Source organism: Amycolatopsis iheyensis (assembly GCF_024703995.1).
GTDB classification, from domain to species: domain Bacteria; phylum Actinomycetota; class Actinomycetes; order Mycobacteriales; family Pseudonocardiaceae; genus Amycolatopsis; species Amycolatopsis iheyensis.
Map to the genome: position 1 here is coordinate 293,327 of NZ_JAMXQV010000003.1, position 22,791 is coordinate 316,117.

Consider the following 22,791-nt stretch of genomic DNA (forward strand, 5'->3'; position numbering starts at 1 on the left):
TCCTTTCGGGGCAGTCGGCCGGGCTCAGGCGTCCTGGTGCTGCGCCATGTACTGGGCGTACCAGGTCGGCCACTGCTCGTCGTACTTCCCGGTTTCCTTCTCGTGCTCGCCGTGCGCGGCCGCGGCCTCGCGCAGCGCGGCTTCGAGCTGCTGCGTCGAGCCGTACGTCACGCCGTCGACCCGGCCGGGCAGCCGCGTCGTGATCTCCTGCAGCTGCCAGGTGTTCCCGTCCGGGTCGCTGAACGACGCGAACGAGGAGTAGGTGCCGCGGTCGGGGTGCACACCGGGGGCGAACGCGCCGGTTCCGTCGCGGTGGAACACCTCGCTGACGTCGACGCCGTGGCCGGCGAGCTCGGCCCGGGCGGCCTCGATGTCGTCGACGACGAGGTAGGTGTTGCGCACCGCGCCCGGGGTGGCGTCGGTGATGCCGGTGCCGAAGTGCACCGAGGCCGCCGACCCCGGCGGGGTCAGCTGGACGATCCGCGAGGCGCCGAAGACGATGTCGGCGTCCTCGCGCCAGCCGAGGGTCTTGTAGAAGTGCTTGGTCCGGTCGACGTCGGTGACGGGCAGGACCACGACTTCGAGCTTCATGTCCATGATCGGAACTCCTTTTCTTGGTTCGTTCGCCATCACAGTGGTCCTCTCGCGGGCCCTTCGCCCCCGTGAGACACCCTGGTCCGCCCCGGGGACCGCGCTAGGGTTCCGGTTCATGCGGGATCCGGAGCTGGTCGGCCGTGGTGCCGAGCTCGCCGCGCTAGACGGCGCGCTCGCCGCGGCGCGGACCGGGCACAGCCGCGTGCTGGTGGTGCGGGGCGAGGCGGGGATCGGCAAGACCGCGCTCCTGGAGCACGTCGCCGCGCACGCGGCCGGCTTCCGGGTGGCGCGGACCGCGGGGGTCGAGTCCGAGCGCGAGCTGCCCTACGCCGGCCTGCACCAGCTCTGCGTCCCCTTCCTCGACCGGCTCGAGCACCTGCCGGTCCCGCAGCGCAGGGCGCTCGGCACCGCGTTCGGCCTGACCGTGGGCGAGCCGCCGGCGGAGTTCCTGGTCGGGCTGGCGGTGCTGACCCTGCTCGCCGGGGTCGCCGAGGACCGGCCCCTGGTGTGCTTGGTCGACGACGCGCAGTGGCTCGACCGGGTGTCGGCGCAGACCCTGGCGTTCGTCGCGCGGCGGCTGCTGGCCGAGCCGATCGCCCTGGTGGTCGCGGTGCGCGAGCCCGCGGAGCAGCTCGACCTGGCCGGGCTGCCGGAGCTGACGGTCCGCGGCCTCGGCGAAGCGGCCGCCGGCGCGTTGCTGGACTCGGTGCTCAAGGGGCCGCTGGACGTCCGGGTGCGCGACCGGATCGTCGCCGAAACCCGCGGCAACCCGCTCGCGCTGGTCGAGCTGCCCCGGTTCTGGACCGCCGCCGAGCAAGCCGACGGGCTCTTCCGCCCGGACGGCGACGCGCTGGCGGACCGTCTCGAGCGGTGCTTCCACCGGCAGCTCGCCCCGCTGCCGCCGGACACCCGCCGGCTGCTGCTGATCGCGGCCGCGGAACCGCTGGGTGACGCGACCCTGCTCTGGCGCGCGGCCGGCGAGCTCGGGCTGGGCGCGGACCCGGCGGCGGCCGCGGCGGCGACCGGGCTGATCGAGTTCGGCCCGCGGGTCCGCTTCCGGCACCCGCTGGTGCGTTCGGCCGTTTACCGGTTCGCCTCGGCCCCGGAGCGGCAGGAGGTGCACCGGGTGCTCGCGGCGGTCACCGATCCCGCCCTCGACCCGGACCGGCGGGCGTGGCACCGCGCGCGGGCGACCGTCGCCCCGGACGAGAGTGTCGCGACCGAGCTGGAGTGCTCCGCCGGGCGGGCGCAGGCCCGGGGTGGCCTGGTCGCCACCGCGGCGTTGCTGGAGCAGGCGGCGACGCTCACGCCCGATCCGGCCCTGCGGGCCCGCCGCGAGCTGGCGGCCGCCCGGGCGAAACGCGGCGCGGGCGCGCTCGAAGCGGCGCTGGGCCTGCTGGGCGCGGCCGACGCCGGGCCGCCGGATCCGGCGCGGGACGCCGAGGCCGGCCGCCTCCGCGGGCAGATCGCGTTCGACCAGCGGCGTGGGCGCGACGCGGCGGAGCTGCTGGTGCGCGCCGCCGGATCCCTCGACGGCGTCGAGGCTCGCGAGACGTACCTGGAAGCGCTCGGCGCCGCCATGTGGGCCGAGTCCGGCGTCGCCGAGGCGGCGCGGGCGGCTCCGGCGGCCCGGGTGCCACCGACCGCCGTCGACCTGGTCCTCGACGCGCTCGCGACCCGGCTCACCGACGGCTACGCGGCCGCGGCCCCGCGGATGACCGCGGCGGTCGACGCCGTCCGCGCGCTGGCCGTCGAGGAGGAAAACACCGCGCATGTGCTGTGGCTGCTGGGTAACCGGGCGGGCGGAACCCTCGCGACCGAGCTGCTCGACTACGCCGCCGGCCGTGAGCTCGCCGAGCGGCAGGTGCGGCTGGCCCGCGACACGGGGGCGCTCGTCCAGCTGCAGTTCGCCCTCAACTTCCTGGCCAACCACGAGCTGCTGGCCGGCGACCTGACCGCGGCGCAGGCGTTCGTCGAGGAGGACCGGCTGCTCGCCGAGGCCACCGGAGGCCGCCCGATCGGGTACAGCGCGATCCTGCTCGCCGCCCTGCGCGGCCGGGACGCGGCCGCGGAGATCGCGACAGCGGCGGCGGCCGCGACCGAACGGGGCCAGGGCCGGGTCGTGCGGTGGGCCGGCTACGCGCAGGCCGTGCTGGCCAACGGCCTCGGCGACCACGAGACCGCCCGCGACGCGGCTCACCGGGTGTTCGCGCACGACACGGTCGGCCACCAGGCCCTGGCGACGGCGGAGCTGGCGGAAGCGGCGTCCCGGACCGGCGACGGCGACCTGGTCACGGCGGCGCTGGACCGGATGTCCGAACGGGCCCGCGCGACCCCGACGGCGTGGACCCGAGCCCTCGAAGCCCGCTTGCGGGCACTGGCGGGCTTCACCCCCGCCGAGTGCTACGCGGAATCGATCGCGCTGCTCGCCGGCACCCCGTTGCGCGTCGAGCTGGCCCGGGCCCACCTGCTGTTCGGCGAATGGCTCCGCCGCGAGGGGCGCCGGGTAGACGCCCGCGAACACCTGCGCACGGCCCACGTCATGACGTCGGAGATGGGGCTGGAAGCATTCGCGGACCGCGCGCGCCGCGAGCTGCTGGCCACCGGCGAAACGGCCCGCAAGCGCTCGGCCGGGACCACCGAGGAGCTGACCCCGCAGGAGTTCCAGATCGCCCGCTTGGCGCGTGAGGGGTTGTCGAACCCCGAGATCGGGACGAGGCTGTTCCTGAGCCCGCGCACGGTCGAATGGCACCTGCGCAAGGTGTTCGGCAAGCTCGCGATCAGCTCACGGCGACAGCTGCGCGAAGCGGTTTTCGACGTGGCGGGCACCTGAGGCTCGACCGGTCGTGGGGAACGGAGCTGCCGACATGACGAACCTGGCCGGACAGAAGGTCGTGCTGATCGGCGGCAGCGCCGGCATCGGCTTCGAGACGGCGCGGCTGGCGCGGGCCGAAGGCGCCGAAATCGTGCTCACGGGCCGATCACCGGACAAACTCGAGAAGGCGGCGGCCGAGCTCGGCGGGCACAGCACGGCGGCGTTCGACGCCTCGGACGCTTCCGCGGTCAAGCAGTTCTTCGGCACGTTGCCCGGCACGATCGACCACGTGCTGGTCACCGCGGGCGGCCCGCACTACGGGCCGTTGCTGGAGATGAGCGCCGAGGAGGTGCGGACGGCGGTCAGCGACCACATCGTGGTGTCCCTGGAGATCGCCCGCCACGCGGCCCCGAAGATGCGCCCGGGCGGGACGATCCTGCTGATGGGTGGCACCGGAGGCCGGCGCGTCGGCCATGGCTTGGGCATCGTCTCGGCCGCGACGGCCGCGTTGCCGCCGTTCACCGCCGCCCTCGCGCTCGAACTGGCGCCGGTCCGGGTCAACCTGATCGCAGCCGGCTTCGTCGACACGCCGCTGTCGGCGAAGCTGTTGGGGGACAAGCTGGAAGACCGCCGAGCCGAGCTGCGGGACCGGCTCCCGATCGGCCGCGTGGTGGGGCCGGCCGACGTCGCGGCCCTGGCGGTGCACTTGATGACGAACACCGCGCTGACGGGCGCGACCTACGACATCGACGGCGGGCAGCAGTTCGTCTTCTGAGCGCCGTACATCAGCGCGGCCCAGAGTTCGGGAAGCTGCTCCTGATCCGGCGGCGCTCAAGGGCGTACGACAGCGCGTTGACCACCAAGGCAACGCCGGCAACGGCCGTCTGCGGGCCCCGCCACCGGGGCGGCGCGGTCTCCCCGGCGGCCGGCCGGGCGTGGTCGAACAGTGCCGTGCCCGGGTACAGGGTGGCCGACAGCTGCGTGATCCAGTAGATCGACGCCGCCGCCGTCGTCACCTGCAGGCGTGCCTTCGTCCACGGGCCGCGGTGGCCCCAAAGCAGGTAGGTCGCGGCCGCGCCGAGCACCGCTCCGGTGCTCATCGTCTGCGCGTTGTGGAACTTGGCGTGCGGCGGCCATTCGGGGTTGTGGATGTGGGTTTCGTTCCAGTCGAAGCGGTACGAGCCACACGCCGACCACAGCGAGCTGAGCGTGAGCAGGACCTTGCCGGTGCTGATTTCCCCGCTCATGCGAACGCCTCGGCCGCCCACTGGGCGAACGTCCGCGGCTCGCGGCCCAGCACCCGCCGCGCGGTCGGCGTCACCGGTGACTCGCCGCGGGCCGCGGCCGTGATGAACTCGATGACCGCCTTCGCGATCTCCGGTGGCTGGAAGCGTTCGAAGTGCTGCTGGGCCTGGGAAATCGTGAGTTCCTCGATCCGGAGGGGCCGGCCGGTGGCCTCGGCGACGAGCTCCACCTGACGCCGCTGGGAGAGCAGCTCGCCGCCGGTCAGCAGGTCGCTGACGCCCTCGGTGCCCGGGTCGAGCAGGGCCGCGACCGCGACCGCGGCGATGTCCCGCTCGTGGATCGGCGCGGTGCGTGCTTCCGGGTGCAGCAACGGGACCGCATCACCCGATCGCGCCCAGCCGAGCGCGTTGTTCGCGAGCACCAGCGGCCGGATCGGCGTCCAGGGCAGCCCGGCCGCCTCGAGGATTCGCTCGACGTCGCGGTGGTGCTCCGCCACCGCGTTCCCGCGCGCGGACGGCAGCAGCACACTCCCCGACGACAGGAGCACCACGTGCTCGACTCCGGCCGTCCGCGCCGCTTCGGCGAAGGCCGCGGTCCCGTTCGCGGTGGCGTACAAGAACACCTGCCGCACGCCGGCCAGCGCGGCCCGCAGCGTCTCGGGTGCGGCGAGGTCGGCGGCGACCACCGGAACGCCGGCCGGCAGCCCGGCCGTCGCCGGGTCGCGCACGGAGGCGCGGACCGGTTCGCCGGCGCGGCTCAGCTGGTCCAGGACGTGGCGGCCGACGCTCCCGCGGGCGCCGATCACGAGTGTCGTCACGATGGTTCTCCTTGGTCGAAGTGTGTTCGGCCAGCATGCGAGCCCACCGCGGGCGGTATCCATCGAGCAGCGGGAAACCGCGATTTATCGCCATATTGACTCGCTGGATGGCATGATTCCGCCATGGTCGATGTGGTCGACACGCAAGTCCTCCATGCGCTGCAGTGCGCACCACGGGTCGCGTTCCGGCGCGTCGCGCAGCTGATCGGCGTGTCCGAGCAGACGGTGGCCCGCCGCTACCAGGCGCTGCGCCGCGACGGCGTCGTGCGCGTGCTCGGACGGATCGCGCCGTCGTCGCGGCGGCACGACGAGTGGGTGGCCCGGATCCGGTGCCGCCCGGACCGCGTCGACGCCATCGCCGAGGCCCTCGCCCGCCGCCCCGACGTCTCGTTCGCCCACATCACCTCCGGCGGCGCGGAGGTCATGTGCCTGGTCCGGGCCGGCGCCGGCCGCGACGTCCTGCTGCAGCGGCTGCCGAAGTCCGTGTCGGTCCTCGGGGTGCGCATCGACCTGCTGCTGCACCGCTTCGGGCCGCCCGGCACCTCGGACTGGACCGGCTACGAGGGCCGCCTGACCCCGGCGCAGGAGCAGGCCCTGCGCGCGGAGCTCCCGCCGGTCGCCGGGCCGCCGGTCGAACCGGCCGAAGAGGACGCGCCGCTGCTGGCGATCCTGGCCCAGGACGGGCGCGCCGCCCACTCCCGGCTCGCCCGCGAGACCGGGTGGACCCAGACCCGGGTGGCGCGCCGGCTGGCGGTCCTGGAGTCGTCGGGCACGCTGTACTACGACGTCGACCTGCTGCCCGAACGGCTCGGGTACCACTCCCACGCGACCATCTGGATCCGCGTCGCGCCCAGGCATCTGGAGGAGGTGGGGGAGGAGCTCGCGCGCCACGACGAAGTCGCCGTGACGCTCGCGGTCAGCGGCCCGGACAACCTGATGGCCGTCGTGGCCTGCCGCGATTCCGACGGCCTCTACCGCTACCTGACCACGCGTGTCGCGAAGCTCCGGGCCATCGAGGGCTACGAGGTCAGTGTCCGGGTCCGGCCGGTGAAGCAGGCGGGGTCCCTCATCGCCGGCGGCCGGCTGCTCGCCGGCGTCGGCGGCTGAGCCGGGCGCGGGCCTCAGCCGACCCGGACGACGTACTTTCCGCGCACGCCACCGGCTTCCAGCGCCCGGTGCGCGGCCGCCGTCTCCGCCAGCGGGAACACCTCGTCGACCGCCGGGCGCAGTTTTCCTTCGGTCACGTGGCGGGCGAGGTCGTCGAACTCCGGCCGCTTGGGGTTGCCGCTGAAGGCACGCACCCGGCCGCGGCCGTGCACCGTGCTCGCCGCGATGAAGCCCAGCGAGGCGACCGGCCGCGTCAGGTCGAAGGCGATGGTGACCATGCGGCCGCCCGGCGCCAGCAGGCGCCGGAACGCCGGCAGGTCGGTGCCCGCGGTGTCCAGGACCACGTCGAACCGGCCCAGCGTCGAAGGTGCGACCTCGCGGTGGTCGAGGGCCCGGCCGGCGCCGAGCTCGCGGACGAAATCGAGGTTGGCGGCGCGGGCCAACGCCGTGACCTCCGCCCCGTACGCGCGGCCGAGCTGGACGGCGGCGTTCCCGACGCCGCCCGCCGCGCCGCGGACGAGCAGCCGTTCGCCGGGGCGCAGCGCGGCCTTGTCCCGCAGCGCGGTCACCGCGGTGGTGGCGACCGGCAAGGCCGCGGCGTCGACGAGATCGAGCCCGTCGGGGACGAGGCCGAGCCGGTCGGCGGGCACGGCGACGTACTCGGCGGCGCTGCCGAAGCCCGAAGTGCGCCCGAGGACGCCCCACACGCGGTCGCCGACCGCGAACGTCGTCGCCCCGGCCCCGAGTCCGGCGACCTCGCCGGTGAAGTCCAGCCCGACGCGCTTTGGGAACTTCCGGCCGGTGAGCAGGCGGACCTTCCCGGCGCGGGCGGCCAGCTCACCACCGTTGACGCTGAACGCGCGCACCCGCACCAGCACCTCGCCCGGTGCCGGCGCGGGTCGCGGAACTCGGGCGACGTACAGGACGTCGGGGTCGCCGTAGCGGTCGAAGAGCACTGCTTTCATCGTGCGATCGTTCACGTCGCCGACCGTAGACTCGGTGTTGGCCAAGATCGTCCGGTTCCGCCCGAGGTGAGAGACAATGCCCGCCACTTCTTCTCGGATCCGCGCGGACGCGCGGCGAAACCGGGAACGCCTCCTCGCCGCGGCCCGCGCGGTCTTCGCCGAACGCGGGATCGACGCGCCGATGGCGACCGTGGCCCGTCGCGCCGGGGTCGGCGTCGCGACCCTGTACCGGCGGTTCCCGACGCGGGATGCGTTGGTGCGGGCCGCTTTCACCCGGCAGATGGAAACCTGCACCCGGGTCTTCACCGAGGCGCTCACCGATCCCGATCCGTGGCGCGGGTTTCAGCGGCTGATCGAGACGGTCTGCGAGCTGCAGCGGGAAGAACGCGGCTTTCCGGCCGCGTTCATCGCCGCTTTCCCGGACGACGCGGCCGCCCACGCGCAGCTGCGGAGCCAGGCCGATCGCGAGCTCGCGAACCTCGTCCGCCGAGCGCAGGCGGCCGGTGCGTTGCGGGCGGACTTCCACCCCGCCGACCTGGCGGTCGTCTTCCTGGCGCACGGCGGCCTGGTGAGCGCTCAGCCGGCCGACGACGCGGCGTCCCGGCGGCTGGTCGCCTACCTGCTCCAGGCGTTCCGCGCCGACGCGGCGAGCGGGCCGCTGCCCGCGCCTTCCGCGTTGTCACTGCGGGTTTTCCCGGCCGGCTGAACCGTGACGGGCGTCATCTGGACTGTTCGTCCAAGCTCTGTACAGTCGGTCCAGTGAGTAACGAACACCCTTATCCGCCCGCCTTCCGCAGCGGTGACCTCGTCACCGTGTCCGGGCGGCTCGGCGTGACCGGCACCGGCGAACTGGTGGCCGGCGGGTTCGAGGCCGAGTGCGCGCAGGCGTTCGCCAACCTCGACGCCGCCCTGCGGTCGGTGGGGGCGAACCGGGCCGACGTCGTCAAGGTCGTCGCCTACCTGACCGACATCGCCGACCGCGACGGCCTCAACCGCGTCTACGAACAGTTCTTCGCCGAGCCCCGGCCGGCGCGCAGCTGCGTCGGCGCGGCCTCCCTGCCCTACGGCGGTGTCGTCGAAGTCGAAGCCCTCGCCCGGGTGCGCGATGTCTGAGCGGGACGCGATCCTCGCCGCGCTCGGCCCGGTGGCCGACGGCATCGCGGCCACCCTCGGCTCGTTCTGCGAAGTCGTCGTGCACGACTTCCGCCGTCCGGAGGCGTCGGTGGTCGCGATCGCCGGGGCCGTCACCGAACGCAGCGTCGGCGGGGCGATGAGCGAGATCGGCATGGGCCTGCTCGCGCGGGGGGACGACGCCGAGGACCAGCTCAACTACGTCACGCGCACCGCGTCCGGGAAGCTCGTGAAGTCCTCGACCATGCTGGTGCGCGACAGCGGCGGCGCGGTGTTCGGCGCGCTGTGCGTGAACCTCGACGTCACCGCGCTGGGCCGGCTGCGGACCCTGGTCGGTGAGCTCGCCGACGTCGGGACGACCGCGGAAGCGCCGACCACGACGTTCGGCGACGACGTCGACGCGGTGGTCGACGCGATCGTCGACGAACACCAGCTGCGCCTGAACAAGCCCTGGGCCGCGCTCAGCCGCGACGAACGCCTCGAGCTGTTCCGCAGCCTGCACCGGCGCGGCGTTTTCGCCGTCCGCCGGGCGGTGCCGCAGGTCGCCGCCCGGATCGGCATCTCCCGCGCCTCCGCCTACAACTACCTCGCCGACATCCGCGAGCAAGGAGCAGAATGACCCCGCCCGTGACCCTCGACGACATCCGCGACGCCGCCGCCCGCCTGGCCGGCGTCGCCCACCGGACGCCGGTCGTGCGCTCCCGCACGCTCGACGACCTCGTCGGCGCCGAAGTCCTGCTGAAGTGCGAGAACCTCCAGCGGATCGGCGCGTTCAAGTTCCGCGGCGCGTACAACGCCGCGTCGCGGCTCTCGCCGGAGCAGCTGGCCAAGGGGATCGCCGCCTACTCGTCGGGCAACCACGCCCAGGCTGTCGCGCTCGCCGCCCGGGAGCTCGGCAGCAGCGCGGTCATCCTGGTGCCCGAAGACACCCCGAAGTCCAAAGTGGACGCGACCCGCGGGTACGGCGCCGAGATCGTCACCTACGACCGTTACACCGGCGACCGCGTCGCGCTCGGCGAGGCGCTGGCAGCGGAGCGCGGGCTGGCGCTGATCCCACCATACGAGCACCCGCACGTGATCGCCGGCCAAGGCACCGCGGCGCTGGAGCTGCTCGAAGACGCCGGTCCGCTGGACACGCTGGTCGTGCCGGTCGGCGGGGGCGGCCTGATCGCGGGCAGCTCGACCGCCGCGAAGGCCGTGCGGCCCGGCATCCGTGTCGTCGGTGTCGAACCGGCCGATGGGGACGACACGAAGCGTTCGCTCGAGGCGGGCGAACGCGTGTCGATCCCGGTGCCCCGGACCATCGCCGACGGTCAGGCCGCCTCGATCCCGGGCGAGCTGACCTTCTCGATCAACCGGACCCTCGTCGACGACATCGCCCTGGTCTCCGACGACGCCGTCCGCGAGGCGATGCGGTTCGCCTTCGAGCGCTTGAAGCTCGTCCTCGAGCCCAGCGGCGCGACCGGCCTGGCCGCGCTGATCAGCGGTCAGGTGGCCGCGCCCGGCCGGGTCGGGGTGATCATCAGCGGCGGCAACGTCAGCCCGGAGCGCTTCGCGGAGCTGATCGCCTCGTAGGGCCTACGGGACGACCACCCGGACACCGGGCAGGACGACGCGCACGTCGATGTCGGGAGCGAGGCGCGCGACGGCGTCGGCGTAGTGGCGCGGGTCGCGGTCGCCCTTGGTGACCATCCGGTCGCCGAGCCGTCCACTGTGGAACGCGTAGTGCTGGGGGACGGCGAGTTTCGGGCGCAGCACGGCGGTCAGCTGCGCGGCCTCCTCGGCGTCCATCACCACCTGGCGCAGGTTCGCCGGGCGCACGCACAGGCCGTTGGTGGGCAGGATCGTGAGGTCGACCGGCCCGAGCCGCTCGGGAATCAGGTCGAGCTCCGGCACGCGCAGTGAGTCGCCGCCGAAGAACACGCTGCGCCCGCCCGCCTGGAGCACGAAAGTCACTTCGTGGACGCCGTGGTCGCCGGGGGTGGCGGTGATCGTGAGGTCCCCGATCCGGGTGGCTTCCCACGCCTCGATCGTGTGCAGCTCGCGAAAACCCTTGGCCTTCGCGATGGCGGTCACCGTGCCCGGCCCGACGATCGGGGTGGCCGGATCGAGCCCGCCGGCCAAGAGCGCGTCGAGGTCGCAATGGTCGTAGTGCTCGTGGCTGATCACGACGGCGTCGAGATGGTCCATTGAGGACAGTGTCGCCGCGAGTCGCTCGCCCTGGTGGTAGGTGGCGGTTTCGGTGAACCACGGGTCGGTGAGGACCCGCAGGTCGCCGAGCTCGATCAGCTGGCAGGCGTGCGCGAGCCGGGTGGCCGCGAGAGTCGTGCTCACGCCGGATCGGTGACGAGGGCGCCGAGGAGCTCCTCGGGCGTCTCGACCTGGGGGAGGTGACCGGAGCGGGGGAGCGGGGTGAACACCGACATCGGGATCGCGGCCGCGTACGCCTTGCCGTACTCGAGGCTGACGATGCCGTCGCTCTCGCCCCACACGACGTGGACGGGGAGGTCGCCGAGGCCCTTGAGTCGGTCGAGCAGGGTGGGGTCGGACATGGCCGGGCCGGTGTAGGAGATCAGCGCCTGGATGTCCGGGCTCGGCCCGGTGCCGCCGCCGCCCGGAGCCTTGCTCGGATCGTGGAAGGAAAGTTCCCGCAGTTCGGCGGGGGAGAGGCCGGCAACGTCGGTCACCGGGTGGCCCTCGACGTCGATCCCGACGCCGTTGACGATCACGGCGCCGCTGACGCGCGGGCTGCCGAGCAGCGCGACCTCGGCGGCCAGCCAGCCACCGAAGGAGTTGCCGACCACGGTGACGTCGCTGAGCCCGAGCTCGTCGAGCAGGCGGACGTAGGCCGCGGCGAGGGCGCGGGTGGAATCGACGCCGGGGATGCGCGGGGTGCCGGCGAAGCCGGGGTGGGTCGGGGTCAGGACGCGGGAGTGCGTGCGCTGCGCGAGCAGGTCGGCGAAGCCGGTCATCGTGGCGGGGCCGCCACCGCCGTGCAGGAGGAGGAAGGGGCGGGTGTGGTCACGGTCTTCGACGGAGACGGTGCCACCGGTCAGCGGGACGTCGAGAACGCGGGTGGGCCGGAGGCTGCCGGCCGGGACTGGGAGGCTCATGTAAGGAAGCTTATATAAACATGCTTAGTTTGCCAAGGTGGGTTACTCTGCGTGGGTGTCAGTGTCGCTCAAGGAGATAGGGCTCGCGGTGAAGCGGCTGCAGTGGCGGCACCACCGCGAAGCCAACCGCCGGCTGTCCACGAAGGTGGGCTTGTCGTTGGTGCAGTGGGACGTGCTGCGGCACCTGCACGAGCAGCCCGAAGCCACGCTGCACACGCTGGCGGAGCTGACTTTCCAGACGGACCAGTCGATGGGGGCATTGGCAAAGCGGATGATCGAGCGGGGGTTGTTGAAGCGGGCGGACGGGCCTGGGCGGGCGACTCGGCATGAGCTGACAGCCGAGGGGCGGCGTGGGTACGAGGCCGGGTCGGCGATTCTCGAGTCGGTTCTCGCCGAGTCCGTTGGTGCGTTGAGTGAGGCTGAGCGGGATGTGCTGCATGAGCTTCTGATCAAGGCCGCCCATGCCCCGCCGCGTTGACCCACCCTGGCACCGAGTCCGGACGCCGGAGTTCGAGGTGATCTTCACAATCGGCGGCGGCGAGCAACCGGAGACGGTGGAGAACGTCGACGCCGAGGTGCGGTTCCCCGACGGCTCCCGCTGGAGCGCGACGTTCTTCACACTGGCCGAGGTGGGGCGGTTGATGGCGAACTGGGCCCGGACCGGGGAGTACGGCGGGGGTCGTTACTTCTGGTGCTCTGACGGGGTTGTGGTGCGAGATCCTGGTGTGGAGTCGATGACTGCCGTGCTTGCCGAGCTGCACCGGGAGGGCAGCTTGAGGGATGTCCTGAAGCGACTTGAGGAACCAGCCGGGTAGTGCCTCGCGACGGATCAGTGAGTTCGATCAGGCCGGGACATTGCGGACGATTCGCAGGCCGCTGAGCCATGACAACGTGATGACGGTCAGGAGCGCGAGATAGCCCGCTGTGGGCAGGATGGCCCAGGCGTGAAGGTAATTGAAGCTCTTCAGTGTGACAACGGCCGTATACAGTACGATTATCGATCCCGCGCCGCCATACGTTATCAACGTTGCCGCGGCGATCGGTAGATTCCCGTTTCGGGTTGCGCCGCTGATGTTGAATATCCGTTCGCTTGCCGCGAAGCCGACCGAGTGTCCTCCGGAAGACTTGTCCGAAAGGTCGGCCAGGTCCTTCAATCGCTTCTCCAGGCAGGTGATGGAGATGGCTTTCGTCGCCGATGCGGCAAGAAGAACGGATTGGAACGCGACGAGGCATATCAGTGGAAAGGGTAACAAGGCCATCAGTCCGCCGAGGAGTGCGAGCTTGTCCCAGAAAGCTGAGGTGCCGACGAGGTAAGCCGCCTCGGCGGCCACGAGACCGAGGCTGAAATTCATGTTCGAGGTCGAATCGGCGCGCTCGGCCTGGTAGATCGCCACGAGGGCGGCCGTAGAGCTGTCGTCGTGATGGTTCACGTCCATGTGTCACCTGGTGAAGGTTGTTCGTGATACCTGTTCGTCGAATTCGCTCGAACAAGTGTTACTCCCTGTGGTGGTGACGCTGGCAACGGTACCGCAACATTCTTCGATCATGGCGCTGGCCCCGGCGCAGTTTTGATCATCTGTAACATTTTCCGGTCTTCGGTCGACCAGGTGGGCGAACGAGGACGGAGTGGTGCATGTTCGTGTATTCCATTGTGCTGGCCGACGGCGAAGGGCAGCGAGCGGCCGTCGTGGGCTGGATTGTCTTGGCTGCCGTCGTGGTGATCGGAGTGCTTGCTGTCGTCGTCGCCGCAGCCGTTGCGGGTGACAATCTTCTCGATGCGCTGACGCGACGAGTCCCCGCTTATCGCGCTGGGTGGTTCGGACTGCTGATCGGTGGTCTCGGCCTGGTCGCGCTGGGTTTTGTCTTGGCCAGCTTCGGGCTCGGGCTGGCCGGGGGTGTCTTGTTGTTCCTCGTGTGGCAGATCTCGGACCGCAGCGACCGTGTTTGAGCCCGGACCCTAGCTCGACTCACCCGGCGCGTGGACGGAGCGGTCCTGGACCCGACGAGCGACGGCGAGCACGACCGGCGCGGCAGGCCAGCACAGGTAAGCCCCGCTGCCGTCGACCAGGAACGAAACCGGCACCGACACCGCGAAAACCCCGGCCAGGCAGAGACTCCGCACCTGACTCTGCCCGAACTCCAGAGGCGCGAAGTCCGTCCGATACAGCCGCCCGCGCCGAGCCTCCCGGACAATGAGCGCGAACGTCGTCGACGCCAGCACCTGCACCAGCGCGTACAAACTGAACCGCGGCGGGAAAGCTCCCTCGGCGGTAAGGACCCGGGTCGCGAACGGCATCAGGACCTGCATGAACAGCCAAACCAGCGTCAGGCTGGTCAACCGCCCGGACAGTGTGTCGACGTAACGGAAGATCTCGTGGTGAGCCCGCCAGTGCGCCGCGATCACCGTGAAGCTCAGCGCGAACGCCAGGTACTCCTTGCCGTGGCCCAGCGCCGAGCTCAGCATCGCGTTCGTGGTGTCGCCCGTCGGGATCGGGAGTTCCAGTGCCAGCAACGTGAGCGCGATCGCGATCACCGCGTCGACGAACATCGTGAGGCGGTCGGCGGCCGCCTCGCTGGCCTTCATCGGACGGCCGGCTGGGTGGCCAGGCGCTGGGAGCGCACCGCGAGGACGATCATGACCGCCGGGATCAGCAGGTCGGTGATCAGGACGCCGCCGGTGTTGCCCGGGGCGTGGTCGCCGCCCGCGAACCACTGGTAGATGTGGCCGGCCAGGGCTCCCCACAGGAACATGCCGCCGCCGAGGCCGATCGTGATGCGCTCGCGTGCCGAGGCCGATGCCGCGCGGAAGCCCATGATCGCCAAGCCTAGGTTGGCGAAGGCGATTTCGAACAGGAACGGCGTGCGGGGGAAGCCGATCGCGGTGGCCATCACGTCCGGGACGGCCAGGAACGCCACCGTCATCCACAGGCTGCCGATGCCGAACGCGCCGATCGCCCACCAGCGCTGCCAGATCTCCAGGCGCTCCTCGGTGGAGGTGGCGCGGCGGCCGCGCACGTAGGCGCCGATGGCCGGGACCACGATCCAGACCAGGGGAAACGCTGACTGGGCTACGAAGCTGAGGTTGTCCATGACTTCAATCTTGCATGGTTAACATTAACTAGTCAACACTCTGCTAGGCTGACGACGTGGACGAAGGACTCGCAGACTTGCTGCACCGCGTGGTCATGCTGATCGGCGAAGCGGCCCGGCGGCGCACCGATGGCCAGGACGGCCTGACCTACAGCCAGATCCGGCTGCTCGGCACGCTGGAAGACATCGAACCGGCGACGCAGCATCGGCTGGCCCAGGCGTTGTCGGTGTCGGACCCGGCGATCAGCCGGGCGCTGCGGCCGCTGGAGGAGGGCGGCCTGGTGCAGATCGTCGTCGACCCCGCCCATGCGCGACGGCGTCTGGTCACGCTCACCGACGCCGGCCGGAAAGCTTTCCACGACAACGGGAAACCGCTTTACGACGAGTTCCGCGCCGCGCTCGTCGCCGCCGGGTTCCCCTATGAGCGCTACCTCGAGGACACCTTCCGGCTGGCCGAGCTCCTCGAAGCCGACTAAACCGGTCCGGTGACTCAAGCGTTCAAGGGGTGATGAAGTCGGCCCAGACCGCCTCGACCAGGCAATAGTGACACTTTTGCGTGAATTGCCACTCGGGTGCGCCGTGGTCCGCTACGGTCTCGCTGTGGCTCCGGCCGGAGCGGCTCGAACGGGGGAAGGTACACACGCATGCGGCGGACTTTGGTCATTTCGGCTTGCCTGGGAGCCGTGCTCGCGGCCGCCGGCTGCGGTGGGGACGTCGACGGCTCCGCCTCGACGCCCAGCGGGTCGGCGCCGGCGTCGGCGCCCACTTCTTCCGCCGTGCCCGCGGCGAAGACCGCCGATCCGCCCGTGGCCTTCGACAAGACCGCCCCCGTCAAGCTGCCCGCCGGGGCACTGCGCGCGAACGTCGCCGGCAGCGTCACCTCGGTCTTCATGACGCTGCGGGACCGCACCGGCTACATCGTCACGCCCACCGCCCTGAACGTCGTGGACGTGCTCACCGGCGAGCAGAAGTGGACCGTCCCCTTCGAACGGCAGCCCGGTGATCCCTACAACCAGAGCGGGCCGTTCGTGAACACCACCGGACCGCGGCCGCCGGCCGTCGGCGACAAGCTCGTCGTCGCCGCGGTTCCGGCCCTCGTCCCCGAAAAGGGCACCACGCCCGCCTACATCGCGCTGTCGGTCGTCGCGGCGGATGTCGACAAGGGGACCAAGGTCTGGTCGTCCGAGACCAAGGTCTCCGAAAACCAGTACGCCGACGCGAGCAACGCCGTCACCAAGGTCGTCGCGATCACCGACAAAGCCGTGATCGCCGGCTACGGTCGCTCCAGCGACGAGCACGTCACCGTCGCGCTCGACCCCGCCAGCGGCAAAACCCTGTGGGAGCGCAAGGACTACGACGCGGGCAGCGTGTACGGCGATGTCGTCGTCGGCGCCGACTACAACGTCGCCGAGAACTCCTCGATGGTCCAGGCGACCGCGCTCGACCTGCTCACCGGGCAGCAGAAGTGGGTCGGCGCCGCGCAGTCGGCCTCGGTCGAGGTGACCCCCGCCGACCCGGCGCTGGTCGTGCTCACCCGGACCGACTACAACAGCGGGCACGCGTTCCTCGTGTTCCTCGATCCCGCCACCGGCGCGGAGAAGGGCAAGGTCGAGGGCGAGAAGGGCTTCGGCATGTCCTCGTACGGGAACTGCTACTACGACGAGCAGTCGGTGGTCGTCTGCAACGCGAGCGGGGTGCTCACCGCCTACGACGCCAAGACCGCCGCCAAGCTCTGGACGCTGCCCGACCAGGCCGCGAACCGGGTGGCCCCCGGCATCACCCTGGCCTGGCACGGCGCCGTCTACGGCGAGACCAGCGGCCGGCAGCCGATCGTGCTCGACGCCAAGACCGGCCAGGACCGGGAGACCGACGACGTCGGCATCTTCCCGGCCCTGGTGAGCAAGTACGTCGGCATCGACGCCGGCGAAGACGGCGCACCGCTGGCGTACCCGATCAAGAAGTAGGGAAATGAACGACACCTGGAGCGTGCCGGGGTACGCCGAAGTGGATGTGCTCGGCACCGGCGGGTTCGGGCGGGTCGTGCTGGCCAAGCACGAGGCGTCGGGCCGGATGGTGGCGATCAAGTACCTGCGCGCCGAGTTCCTCGCCGACGCGCGGATCGCCGACGGCTTCCGGCACGAGGCGTGGCTGCTGTCCGGCGTGCGGAGCCCGCACGTCGTGCGGCTCTTCGACTTCGTCGAGACGCCGCAGGGCGCCGCGCTGGTCATGGAAGCCGTGCCCGGAGTGTCGCTGCGCGCGCTGCTGGTGGCGGAGAACGTCCTGGAGCCGGAGGCGGCGCTGGCGATCCTCAAGGGCTCGCTGCTCGGCCTCGCCGACGCGCACGCGGTCGGCGTGGTCCACCGGGACTACAAGCCGGGCAACGTCCTGGTGTCGCGGGAAGGCGAGTCGAAGCTCGTCGACTTCGGACTGGCCACTTTGGACGGCCACAACGGACTCACCGCCGGTTCCCCCGCCTACATGGCGCCGGAGCAGTGGGCGGGACAGCCGGGGGTGCCCGCCACCGACGTGTACGCGGCCACCTGTGTGTTCTACCAGTGCGTCACCGGGCATCGGCCGTTCGAGGCGGACACGAGCGAGCAGCTGCGCGCCCTGCACGGGGGAGCGCCGGTGCCGCTGGACGCGGTGCCCGAGGCGCTGCGCCCGTTGATCGGGCGCGGCATGGCGAAGGACCCGGCGTGGCGCCCGGCGACGGCGGGCGCCTTCGTGACCGAGCTGGAAGCCGTCGCCCGCAAGGCCTACGGCAAGAACTGGGAGAAGCGCGGCTGGAAGCGGCTCGCCACCTCGGCCGCGGCGCTGACCGCGCTGACGCCGCTGGCGCTGCTGACCACCGCCGGCACGGCCGCCGCCCCGGTCGCGGCAGCCGGCGCCGGAGCCGGCGTGTCGGTGGGCACCGGGACCGGCACGACGGCGGTGGTGGCGGGCAAGATCGCCATCGCCGTCGCGATCCTCGGCGGCCTGGTCGCCGGGGGATTGGTGATCTTCTCGCCCGGTGACGACCCGCCGGCCCCGCCACCGCCGCTCACGGTCGCCCTGCAGACGATGTCGGGGCGGGACCAGGCGCTGCCGATCACCTACGAGCTCCAGTACCCGCAGGTGTCCGGCGGCCCGGACGCCGGGGTCCGGCAGCGGCTCAACGACGCGTTGCGGGCACCGGCCGACAAGCGGCTCAAGTCCATCCGGGACGGGGTCTCGGGCAACCTGGAGCGGGTCAAGGAACAGGGCGAGACGGTCGCGATGCACTCGTCCGCGCGGGTCCTGGCGCAGACGCCCGGCCTGCTTTCCGTGCGGTACGACCACGATCTCGACTCGGACGTGCTGGGGCACACCACCTGGCGGTTCCCCGAGGCGCTTTCGGTCGACCTCGCGACGGGGCGGACGCTGGGGCCCAAGGACGTCTTCCGGCCCGAGATCCTGACGCCCGCCGGCATGCGGACGCTGACGCAGCGGCTGGCGCCGCACACGCGGAACGGCTTCTGCACGGTGCCGACGGTCGTCGGGGACCCGGAGCGGCAGGTCAGCATCGACGCCGCGGAGCGGTCCGGCGGCGGTGACCACGTGCCGGCCGCGACGTTCGGGTTCACCGACGCCGGTATCGAGTTCGAAGTCCTGTGGTACGACCTCGGCTGCGCCACCGCGGCCGGGAACGAGACCGTGGTGCTGCCCTACGCCGAGCTCGGCGACCTGCTGCAGCCGAAGGTCCTGACGATGCTGGGCAAGCCGGTGTCGTCCGCTTCTTCTTCGACAGCGCCGAAGACATCGGGGCAGGCGGGTGCCGGGACGACGTACACGAACTCCCGCTTCGGGTTCACCACGCGGGTGCCGGCGGGCTACACCGCGTCGTCGTGGGTCCCGGAGAACGGTGAGGGGCAGCGGTTCACGAACGCCGCGCTCGGCGCGACGATGACGGTGTGGGGCACCAACTCGCCCCAGCCGCCGGCGGGCAAGCTGGCCCAGCTGATCGCCGCGGAGGAGGGGAACGGCGGCCGGGTGACGTTCAAGTCCGCCGACAGCAGTGGTTACACGGTGTCCGGCTACCAGGGCGACGGGAAGATCTTCTACGAACACGAGGCCGTCGGCGCGGGGTCGGCGGCCGGGTTGCGCTGGGTCTACCCGGCCGAGCACAAGAAGGAGCTCGACAAGCCGGTCGACGACACGGTGAAGGCGTTCGAGCCAGGGGATCTCTCACGACCGCACTGAGTCCTCTCACGCCGACGGGGATCGGCCGAGGTTGTCGACGATGAGCCCCAGCGTGAACTCGAACCGGTCGTGTCCGGCGCCGGAGGTCAGCTCGGCGGCGTAGCGCCGGGTCTGCGGGAACGCCTCGGCCGGCAGCGCGGCGAACCGGCTCAGCAGCTCCTCGCGGCTGACCACCCATTCGTGGTCCGGCTGCTTCCGCCGCTGCTGGACCAGCGACTGCTCCAGGGCGTACGCGCTGACGTACAGGGACAGGGAGTCGAGGGCCCAGGCGGCGGTCCGCGGTGCGACTCCGCCGGCCAGCAGGATCGCCAGCAGGCCTTCGCGGACTCGCAGCGCGTCGAGGTTGGTCGGCACCGTGCCCAGCGCGGCCCGGGAGACGCCGGGGTACCTCAGGTACTGGTCGCGGATCCGGGCGTAGGTGTCGAGGAGCTGCGTGCGCCACGTCGCCGGGTCCGGTTCGGGCAGCGCGATCTCGGCGTAGAGCCGGCCGACGAGCAGGTCGTCGAGGTCGTCCTTGTTGACGATGTGCGCGTACAGCGACGACGGCCCGGTCCCGAGGACCGCGGCGACTCGCCGGATGGTCAGCGCGTCGTAGCCCTCGGTGGCCACGACCTGCAGGGCCGCGTCGGTGATCCGGTCGACCGTGATGGGCCGCTTGGCGGGGGACGCGGAGCTGCCGGCGGGCGGGGCGTGGCGCGCTGCTCGGCGTTGTCGGGGGGCGGGCGGCATGCCGGTCACTATAGCTTGACACGAACTTAGTTCGTCTATTAGAACTTAGATCGTTCACGACGAACTAAGTTCGTAGGAGGTTGACATGCGAGTTTCCATCGCCGGCGCCGGTCTGGGTGGTCTCTGCCTGGCGCAGGGCCTGCGTGGCGCCGGGATCGACGCCGAGGTGTACGAGCGCGACCCGGCGATCACCGCGCGATTCCAGGGCTACCGGCTCGTGCTGAACCAGGCGGGTTTCGACGCACTGCGAGGCTGCCTCCCACCGCGCTGGCACGCGCTGCTCGACGCGATCGTCGGCGACGCCCACGGCGAGCGGCTGGTCCTCGACCCGCAGCTGAACCGGATCGGCGAGCTGGGCCCCGGCCGCACCGGGATCGTCGTCGACCGGCACGTGCTCCGGCACCTGCTGCTGACCGGGCTGACCGTGCACACCGGCGCCGCGCTGACGGGCTACGACGTCCGGTCCGACGGCAAGGTCGAAGCCCGGTTCGAGCACGGCGACCCCGTGGTCGGCGACCTGCTCGTCGGCGCGGACGGGGTCGGCTCCCGGGTCCGCGCGCTGCTGTCGCCGCAGACCGTCCCGACCGACACCGGCGTCCGGTTCGTCATCGGCCGCACACCGCTGACCGAGCAGTTCGCCGGCCTGTCCCGGGCGTTCGGCTCGAAGATCGCCGGCGACGGCGTGAGCCTGCTACTCGGTGCGATGCGGTTCCGCACCCCGCCGAAGCAGGCGGCCGAGGAGCTGGCGCCGGAAGTGGCTCTCCCCGACGTCGGCGACTACGTGCGCTGGGCGATGATCCTGCCGCCGGACGACGCGGTGACCCCGCAGGAGGCGGCACTGTCCAGGATGGAGGGGTGGCACCCGGACCTGCGGGCGCTCGTCGAGCAGTCCGATCCGGACAACAGCGCGCTGCTGTCGATTCGCGTGGTGGAGCCTCGTGCGCGCTGGACGCCGGGCCCGGTGACACTGCTGGGCGACGCGATCCACGCGACGTCGCCCACTGGTGGGAATGGTGCCAACACGGCCTTGCGTGACGCGGATCTGCTGCGCCGGTGTCTTGCCGAGGGGAGTCTCGTGGAGGCGGTCGGCGGCTATGAGCGGGAGATGTTCGCTTACGGCGCCGAAGCTGTGCGACAGAGTCTTGACGCGCTGCCCGCGTACGTGCCGCAGACGTCTTGATCAGGGGTTCGGCTCGGGGTTCGGGCCGGACACGCGCCAGCACACGCGGACGTGTCCGGGAACCGGCAGGCCGGCTGCCGCGGCCTCGAGGTACTCGTCGATCCAGGAGCCGTCCTCGATGGTGGCGGTGGCGTGCACTTGGTGCAGGCTGCCGTCGACGCCGTCGACGATGAACGGCCCGTGGCCCACCGCCATGTCCAGCATGTCGCGGGTGCGCGCGTAACGCTCGGTCTGGCTGTGGACCACCCAGCCCAGCCGGTGCGGGCGGACGGCCATGACCACCATCGTGACTCCGCCGTACGCCGGCAGGTCGGCCAGATGCCGCTCCACCACGGCGACGGCCCACTCCTTCGACACCACCGCACCAGGCTAGGGGAGACGCCTGACAAGCCATCGCCGAGCAGTTCGAAAGCTCGATCGTCGACGGCAGCCTGGGGGCGGACACCCAGGTGCCCTCGACCGGATCAACCCCGGCGATCGCGGCTGATGCTCCGGCGCGCCACCACCTGACCGTCCTCAGTGGACAGGGAAGTCCGGCAGCGTCAACGCCGTGTGCTCGGGCCGCGGCGTGTGGGCCAGCGCCTTGGCGTGCTGCCGGAGCGCGGCGTTGCGCTGTTCCAGCGCCTCCGCCGTGGCCGGGAACATGGTGGCCCGACCCTCGCCGACCGTCGCCTGGTTGCGCTCGACGAAGTCCCGGACCCCCTTCTCGTACGCGGAAAACGCCGCCGCGTGGTCCGGGGTCGTCGTCAGCGCGTGGCCGAGCATGTAGGCCCCGACGAGGGCGAGGCTGGTGCCCTGGCCCGTCAGGAACGACGGCGCGTGCGCCGCGTCGCCGAGCAGGGCCACCCGGCCGGCTGTCCACTGTGGCAGGTGGATCTGGCTGACGACGTCGAAGAACAGGTCGTCCGCCTCCTGCATCGCCTGCACCAGGCGAGGGATTTCCCAGCCCTCGCCGGCGAACGTGGCGGCGACGAGGTCGCGCTGGGCCCCGGGGTCGCGGAACGCCTCGATCGGCGCGTCCGGGCGGGCGAACACGAGGAAGCCGTGGACCTCCTTGCTGTCGAGCACCGCGTACAGCGCCGCGCCCTTGCCCGGCTTGTTCCACACCAGACCTTCGCGGTGGAGGCCGAAGTCGTTGGGCAGGGTGAACCCGGCGAAGCAGTAGCCGAGGTAGCGGTGGAACGGCGCTTCGTCGCCGAAGACCAGCGAGCGGGTGCGCGAGTGCAGGCCGTCCGCGCCGAACACCAGGTCGTAGGTCTCCTCGCGCCCGCTCCGGAACGTGACGTCGACGCCGCCGCTGTGCTGGGCAAGGGTTTCCACGGTTTCGCCGAACCGGAAGTCGACGTCGTCGCGGACCAGGTCGTAGAGCGTCCGGGTCAGGTCGCCGCGGCGGATCTCGATGTCCTCGCCTTCGACGCCGCCGGCGACCTCCTCGGCGCCCAGCGACGCCACTTCGCCGCCGTCGGTGTCGAGGAAGACCAGCCGCCGGGTCGAAATGTGCTGCTCTCGCAGGGTGGGCAGGATGCCCATCCGCCGGACCGCGTCGAGGGCGGTGCCGCGGATGTCGATCGGGTAGCCGCTCGCGCGCAGTTCCGGCGCCTTCTCGACGACGGTCACCGCGAACCCGGCCCGCCGCAGCCAATGGGCGAGCGCGGGGCCGGCGATGCTCGCGCCGGAGATGAGGACTTTCGTGGTCATCGGAGCCTCCGTTAGCTAAGTTAGGTATCTATTTGCCGGATGCGACAATGCCTTCGGCGATCCGGCGACACGGTCAACTATATACCTAA

The 22,791-nt window shown here is 71.6% G+C and carries 26 protein-coding genes; 14 read left to right on the forward strand and 12 right to left on the reverse strand.

Going from position 1 to position 22,791, the window contains the following annotated elements:
- Window positions 1-24 precede the first annotated feature (24 nt).
- The gene (locus M8542_RS08600; RefSeq protein WP_257919494.1) at window positions 25-597 is read right to left on the reverse strand and encodes a VOC family protein; all 573 of its coding nucleotides are present in this window, start codon (window positions 595-597) and stop codon (window positions 25-27) included.
- 112 nt (window positions 598-709) lie between these two features.
- Here M8542_RS08600 and M8542_RS08605 point away from each other — a divergent pair, with 112 nt between their 5' ends.
- Together M8542_RS08605 and M8542_RS08610 are read left to right on the forward strand one after the other, a co-directional pair.
- Window positions 710-3,427 (forward strand): helix-turn-helix transcriptional regulator, encoded by a 2,718-nt coding sequence (locus M8542_RS08605; protein WP_257919495.1) that lies wholly within the window; start codon window positions 710-712, stop codon window positions 3,425-3,427.
- A gap of 34 nt (window positions 3,428-3,461) precedes the next feature.
- Window positions 3,462-4,184: an SDR family NAD(P)-dependent oxidoreductase gene (locus M8542_RS08610; RefSeq protein ID WP_257919496.1), complete on the forward strand. Its 723-nt coding sequence runs from the start codon at window positions 3,462-3,464 to the stop codon at window positions 4,182-4,184.
- 10 nt (window positions 4,185-4,194) lie between these two features.
- Here M8542_RS08610 and M8542_RS08615 read toward each other — a convergent pair whose 3' ends face one another.
- Entirely contained in the window at window positions 4,195-4,656 is a 462-nt protein-coding gene (locus M8542_RS08615) for a DUF6640 family protein (RefSeq protein ID WP_257919497.1), read from the reverse strand.
- Window positions 4,653-5,471, reverse strand: a complete 819-nt coding sequence (locus tag M8542_RS08620; RefSeq protein WP_257919498.1) for an NAD(P)H-binding protein — start codon at window positions 5,469-5,471, stop codon at window positions 4,653-4,655. Before M8542_RS08620 ends, M8542_RS08615 begins: the two co-directional genes overlap by 4 nt.
- A 123-nt stretch (window positions 5,472-5,594) precedes the next feature.
- On the opposite strand from M8542_RS08620, the gene M8542_RS08625 reads away from it, so the two are divergent.
- Window positions 5,595-6,578 (forward strand): Lrp/AsnC family transcriptional regulator, encoded by a 984-nt coding sequence (locus M8542_RS08625; protein ID WP_257919499.1) that lies wholly within the window; start codon window positions 5,595-5,597, stop codon window positions 6,576-6,578.
- Between the two features lie 14 nt (window positions 6,579-6,592).
- Here M8542_RS08625 and M8542_RS08630 read toward each other — a convergent pair whose 3' ends face one another.
- Window positions 6,593-7,543: an NAD(P)-dependent alcohol dehydrogenase gene (locus tag M8542_RS08630; RefSeq protein ID WP_257919500.1), complete on the reverse strand. Its 951-nt coding sequence runs from the start codon at window positions 7,541-7,543 to the stop codon at window positions 6,593-6,595.
- A 76-nt stretch (window positions 7,544-7,619) separates the two neighbouring features.
- On the opposite strand from M8542_RS08630, the gene M8542_RS08635 reads away from it, so the two are divergent.
- Genes M8542_RS08635 through M8542_RS08650 form a run of 4 tightly spaced genes read left to right on the forward strand, consistent with a single transcriptional unit; the run spans window position 7,620 to window position 10,249 of the window.
- The gene (locus M8542_RS08635; protein ID WP_257919501.1) at window positions 7,620-8,249 is read left to right on the forward strand and encodes a TetR/AcrR family transcriptional regulator; all 630 of its coding nucleotides are present in this window, start codon (window positions 7,620-7,622) and stop codon (window positions 8,247-8,249) included.
- Between the two features lie 53 nt (window positions 8,250-8,302).
- The gene (locus M8542_RS08640) at window positions 8,303-8,656 is read left to right on the forward strand and encodes a RidA family protein (RefSeq protein ID WP_257919502.1); all 354 of its coding nucleotides are present in this window, start codon (window positions 8,303-8,305) and stop codon (window positions 8,654-8,656) included.
- On the forward strand, window positions 8,649-9,293 hold the full coding sequence (locus M8542_RS08645; RefSeq protein WP_257919503.1) for a helix-turn-helix transcriptional regulator: 645 nt from the start codon (window positions 8,649-8,651) through the stop codon (window positions 9,291-9,293). Before M8542_RS08640 ends, M8542_RS08645 begins: the two co-directional genes overlap by 8 nt.
- Entirely contained in the window at window positions 9,290-10,249 is a 960-nt protein-coding gene (locus tag M8542_RS08650) for a threonine ammonia-lyase (RefSeq protein WP_257919504.1), read from the forward strand. Before M8542_RS08645 ends, M8542_RS08650 begins: the two co-directional genes overlap by 4 nt.
- A gap of 3 nt (window positions 10,250-10,252) precedes the next feature.
- Here the strand turns inward: M8542_RS08650 and M8542_RS08655 are convergent, their stop codons facing one another.
- Both M8542_RS08655 and M8542_RS08660 read right to left on the reverse strand, forming a co-directional pair.
- Complete coding sequence (locus tag M8542_RS08655; protein WP_257919505.1) at window positions 10,253-11,008, reverse strand: MBL fold metallo-hydrolase; 756 nt, start codon at window positions 11,006-11,008, stop codon at window positions 10,253-10,255.
- Entirely contained in the window at window positions 11,005-11,787 is a 783-nt protein-coding gene (locus M8542_RS08660) for an alpha/beta fold hydrolase (protein ID WP_257919506.1), read from the reverse strand. Before M8542_RS08660 ends, M8542_RS08655 begins: the two co-directional genes overlap by 4 nt.
- A 55-nt stretch (window positions 11,788-11,842) precedes the next feature.
- Here M8542_RS08660 and M8542_RS08665 point away from each other — a divergent pair, with 55 nt between their 5' ends.
- Both M8542_RS08665 and M8542_RS08670 read left to right on the forward strand, forming a co-directional pair.
- Window positions 11,843-12,265 (forward strand): MarR family winged helix-turn-helix transcriptional regulator, encoded by a 423-nt coding sequence (locus tag M8542_RS08665; RefSeq protein ID WP_257919507.1) that lies wholly within the window; start codon window positions 11,843-11,845, stop codon window positions 12,263-12,265.
- Window positions 12,266-12,302: 37 nt separating this feature from the next.
- The gene (locus M8542_RS08670) at window positions 12,303-12,602 is read left to right on the forward strand and encodes a hypothetical protein (RefSeq protein WP_257919508.1); all 300 of its coding nucleotides are present in this window, start codon (window positions 12,303-12,305) and stop codon (window positions 12,600-12,602) included.
- Between the two features lie 27 nt (window positions 12,603-12,629).
- Here the strand turns inward: M8542_RS08670 and M8542_RS08675 are convergent, their stop codons facing one another.
- Entirely contained in the window at window positions 12,630-13,223 is a 594-nt protein-coding gene (locus M8542_RS08675) for a hypothetical protein (RefSeq protein WP_257919509.1), read from the reverse strand.
- A gap of 197 nt (window positions 13,224-13,420) precedes the next feature.
- On the opposite strand from M8542_RS08675, the gene M8542_RS08680 reads away from it, so the two are divergent.
- Window positions 13,421-13,735 carry a hypothetical protein gene (locus M8542_RS08680; RefSeq protein ID WP_257919510.1) on the forward strand — a complete coding sequence of 105 codons (315 nt, stop codon included), beginning with the start codon at window positions 13,421-13,423 and terminating at the stop codon, window positions 13,733-13,735.
- A gap of 9 nt (window positions 13,736-13,744) precedes the next feature.
- Here the strand turns inward: M8542_RS08680 and M8542_RS08685 are convergent, their stop codons facing one another.
- Together M8542_RS08685 and M8542_RS08690 are read right to left on the reverse strand one after the other, a co-directional pair.
- Window positions 13,745-14,371 (reverse strand): TMEM175 family protein, encoded by a 627-nt coding sequence (locus M8542_RS08685; protein ID WP_257919511.1) that lies wholly within the window; start codon window positions 14,369-14,371, stop codon window positions 13,745-13,747.
- Window positions 14,368-14,877: a DUF6790 family protein gene (locus M8542_RS08690; protein WP_257919512.1), complete on the reverse strand. Its 510-nt coding sequence runs from the start codon at window positions 14,875-14,877 to the stop codon at window positions 14,368-14,370. Before M8542_RS08690 ends, M8542_RS08685 begins: the two co-directional genes overlap by 4 nt.
- Window positions 14,878-14,933: 56 nt before the next feature.
- Between M8542_RS08690 and M8542_RS08695 the strand changes: the two genes are divergently transcribed.
- From M8542_RS08695 to M8542_RS08705, 3 genes are all read left to right on the forward strand, one after another.
- A complete protein-coding gene (locus M8542_RS08695) occupies window positions 14,934-15,353 on the forward strand; it encodes a MarR family winged helix-turn-helix transcriptional regulator (RefSeq protein ID WP_257919513.1) in 420 nt (139 codons plus the stop codon).
- A gap of 168 nt (window positions 15,354-15,521) precedes the next feature.
- Entirely contained in the window at window positions 15,522-16,841 is a 1,320-nt protein-coding gene (locus tag M8542_RS08700; RefSeq protein WP_257919514.1) for an outer membrane protein assembly factor BamB family protein, read from the forward strand.
- Window positions 16,842-16,845: 4 nt separating this feature from the next.
- Window positions 16,846-19,095, forward strand: coding sequence for a protein kinase domain-containing protein (locus tag M8542_RS08705; protein WP_257919515.1), 2,250 nt, complete (start codon window positions 16,846-16,848; stop codon window positions 19,093-19,095).
- Between the two features lie 6 nt (window positions 19,096-19,101).
- Here the strand turns inward: M8542_RS08705 and M8542_RS08710 are convergent, their stop codons facing one another.
- Window positions 19,102-19,824: a TetR/AcrR family transcriptional regulator gene (locus tag M8542_RS08710; protein ID WP_276586137.1), complete on the reverse strand. Its 723-nt coding sequence runs from the start codon at window positions 19,822-19,824 to the stop codon at window positions 19,102-19,104.
- 85 nt (window positions 19,825-19,909) lie between these two features.
- Between M8542_RS08710 and M8542_RS08715 the strand changes: the two genes are divergently transcribed.
- The gene (locus M8542_RS08715; protein ID WP_257919517.1) at window positions 19,910-21,004 is read left to right on the forward strand and encodes an FAD-dependent oxidoreductase; all 1,095 of its coding nucleotides are present in this window, start codon (window positions 19,910-19,912) and stop codon (window positions 21,002-21,004) included.
- Here M8542_RS08715 and M8542_RS08720 read toward each other — a convergent pair whose 3' ends face one another.
- Window positions 21,005-21,364, reverse strand: coding sequence for a YrhB domain-containing protein (locus M8542_RS08720; RefSeq protein WP_257919518.1), 360 nt, complete (start codon window positions 21,362-21,364; stop codon window positions 21,005-21,007).
- Between the two features lie 156 nt (window positions 21,365-21,520).
- Window positions 21,521-22,702: an FAD-dependent monooxygenase gene (locus tag M8542_RS08725; protein ID WP_257919519.1), complete on the reverse strand. Its 1,182-nt coding sequence runs from the start codon at window positions 22,700-22,702 to the stop codon at window positions 21,521-21,523.
- Window positions 22,703-22,791: the final 89 nt, after the last annotated feature.

Bases quoted from the DNA above. Each gene is read 5' to 3' on its own strand.
- M8542_RS08600 (WP_257919494.1), bottom strand. From the start codon at position 597: ATGGACATGAAGCTCGAAGTCGTGGTCCTGCCCGTCACCGACGTCGAC.
- M8542_RS08605 (WP_257919495.1), top strand. From the start codon at position 710: ATGCGGGATCCGGAGCTGGTCGGCCGTGGTGCCGAGCTCGCCGCGCTA.
- M8542_RS08610 (WP_257919496.1), top strand. From the start codon at position 3,462: ATGACGAACCTGGCCGGACAGAAGGTCGTGCTGATCGGCGGCAGCGCC.
- M8542_RS08615 (WP_257919497.1), bottom strand. From the start codon at position 4,656: ATGAGCGGGGAAATCAGCACCGGCAAGGTCCTGCTCACGCTCAGCTCG.
- M8542_RS08625 (WP_257919499.1), top strand. From the start codon at position 5,595: ATGGTCGATGTGGTCGACACGCAAGTCCTCCATGCGCTGCAGTGCGCA.
- M8542_RS08630 (WP_257919500.1), bottom strand. From the start codon at position 7,543: ATGAAAGCAGTGCTCTTCGACCGCTACGGCGACCCCGACGTCCTGTAC.
- M8542_RS08635 (WP_257919501.1), top strand. From the start codon at position 7,620: ATGCCCGCCACTTCTTCTCGGATCCGCGCGGACGCGCGGCGAAACCGG.
- M8542_RS08645 (WP_257919503.1), top strand. From the start codon at position 8,649: ATGTCTGAGCGGGACGCGATCCTCGCCGCGCTCGGCCCGGTGGCCGAC.
- M8542_RS08650 (WP_257919504.1), top strand. From the start codon at position 9,290: ATGACCCCGCCCGTGACCCTCGACGACATCCGCGACGCCGCCGCCCGC.
- M8542_RS08660 (WP_257919506.1), bottom strand. From the start codon at position 11,787: ATGAGCCTCCCAGTCCCGGCCGGCAGCCTCCGGCCCACCCGCGTTCTC.
- M8542_RS08675 (WP_257919509.1), bottom strand. From the start codon at position 13,223: ATGGACGTGAACCATCACGACGACAGCTCTACGGCCGCCCTCGTGGCG.
- M8542_RS08680 (WP_257919510.1), top strand. From the start codon at position 13,421: ATGTTCGTGTATTCCATTGTGCTGGCCGACGGCGAAGGGCAGCGAGCG.
- M8542_RS08685 (WP_257919511.1), bottom strand. From the start codon at position 14,371: ATGAAGGCCAGCGAGGCGGCCGCCGACCGCCTCACGATGTTCGTCGAC.
- M8542_RS08690 (WP_257919512.1), bottom strand. From the start codon at position 14,877: ATGGACAACCTCAGCTTCGTAGCCCAGTCAGCGTTTCCCCTGGTCTGG.
- M8542_RS08700 (WP_257919514.1), top strand. From the start codon at position 15,522: ATGCGGCGGACTTTGGTCATTTCGGCTTGCCTGGGAGCCGTGCTCGCG.
- M8542_RS08705 (WP_257919515.1), top strand. From the start codon at position 16,846: ATGAACGACACCTGGAGCGTGCCGGGGTACGCCGAAGTGGATGTGCTC.
- M8542_RS08710 (WP_276586137.1), bottom strand. From the start codon at position 19,824: ATGCCGCCCGCCCCCCGACAACGCCGAGCAGCGCGCCACGCCCCGCCC.
- M8542_RS08715 (WP_257919517.1), top strand. From the start codon at position 19,910: ATGCGAGTTTCCATCGCCGGCGCCGGTCTGGGTGGTCTCTGCCTGGCG.
- M8542_RS08725 (WP_257919519.1), bottom strand. From the start codon at position 22,702: ATGACCACGAAAGTCCTCATCTCCGGCGCGAGCATCGCCGGCCCCGCG.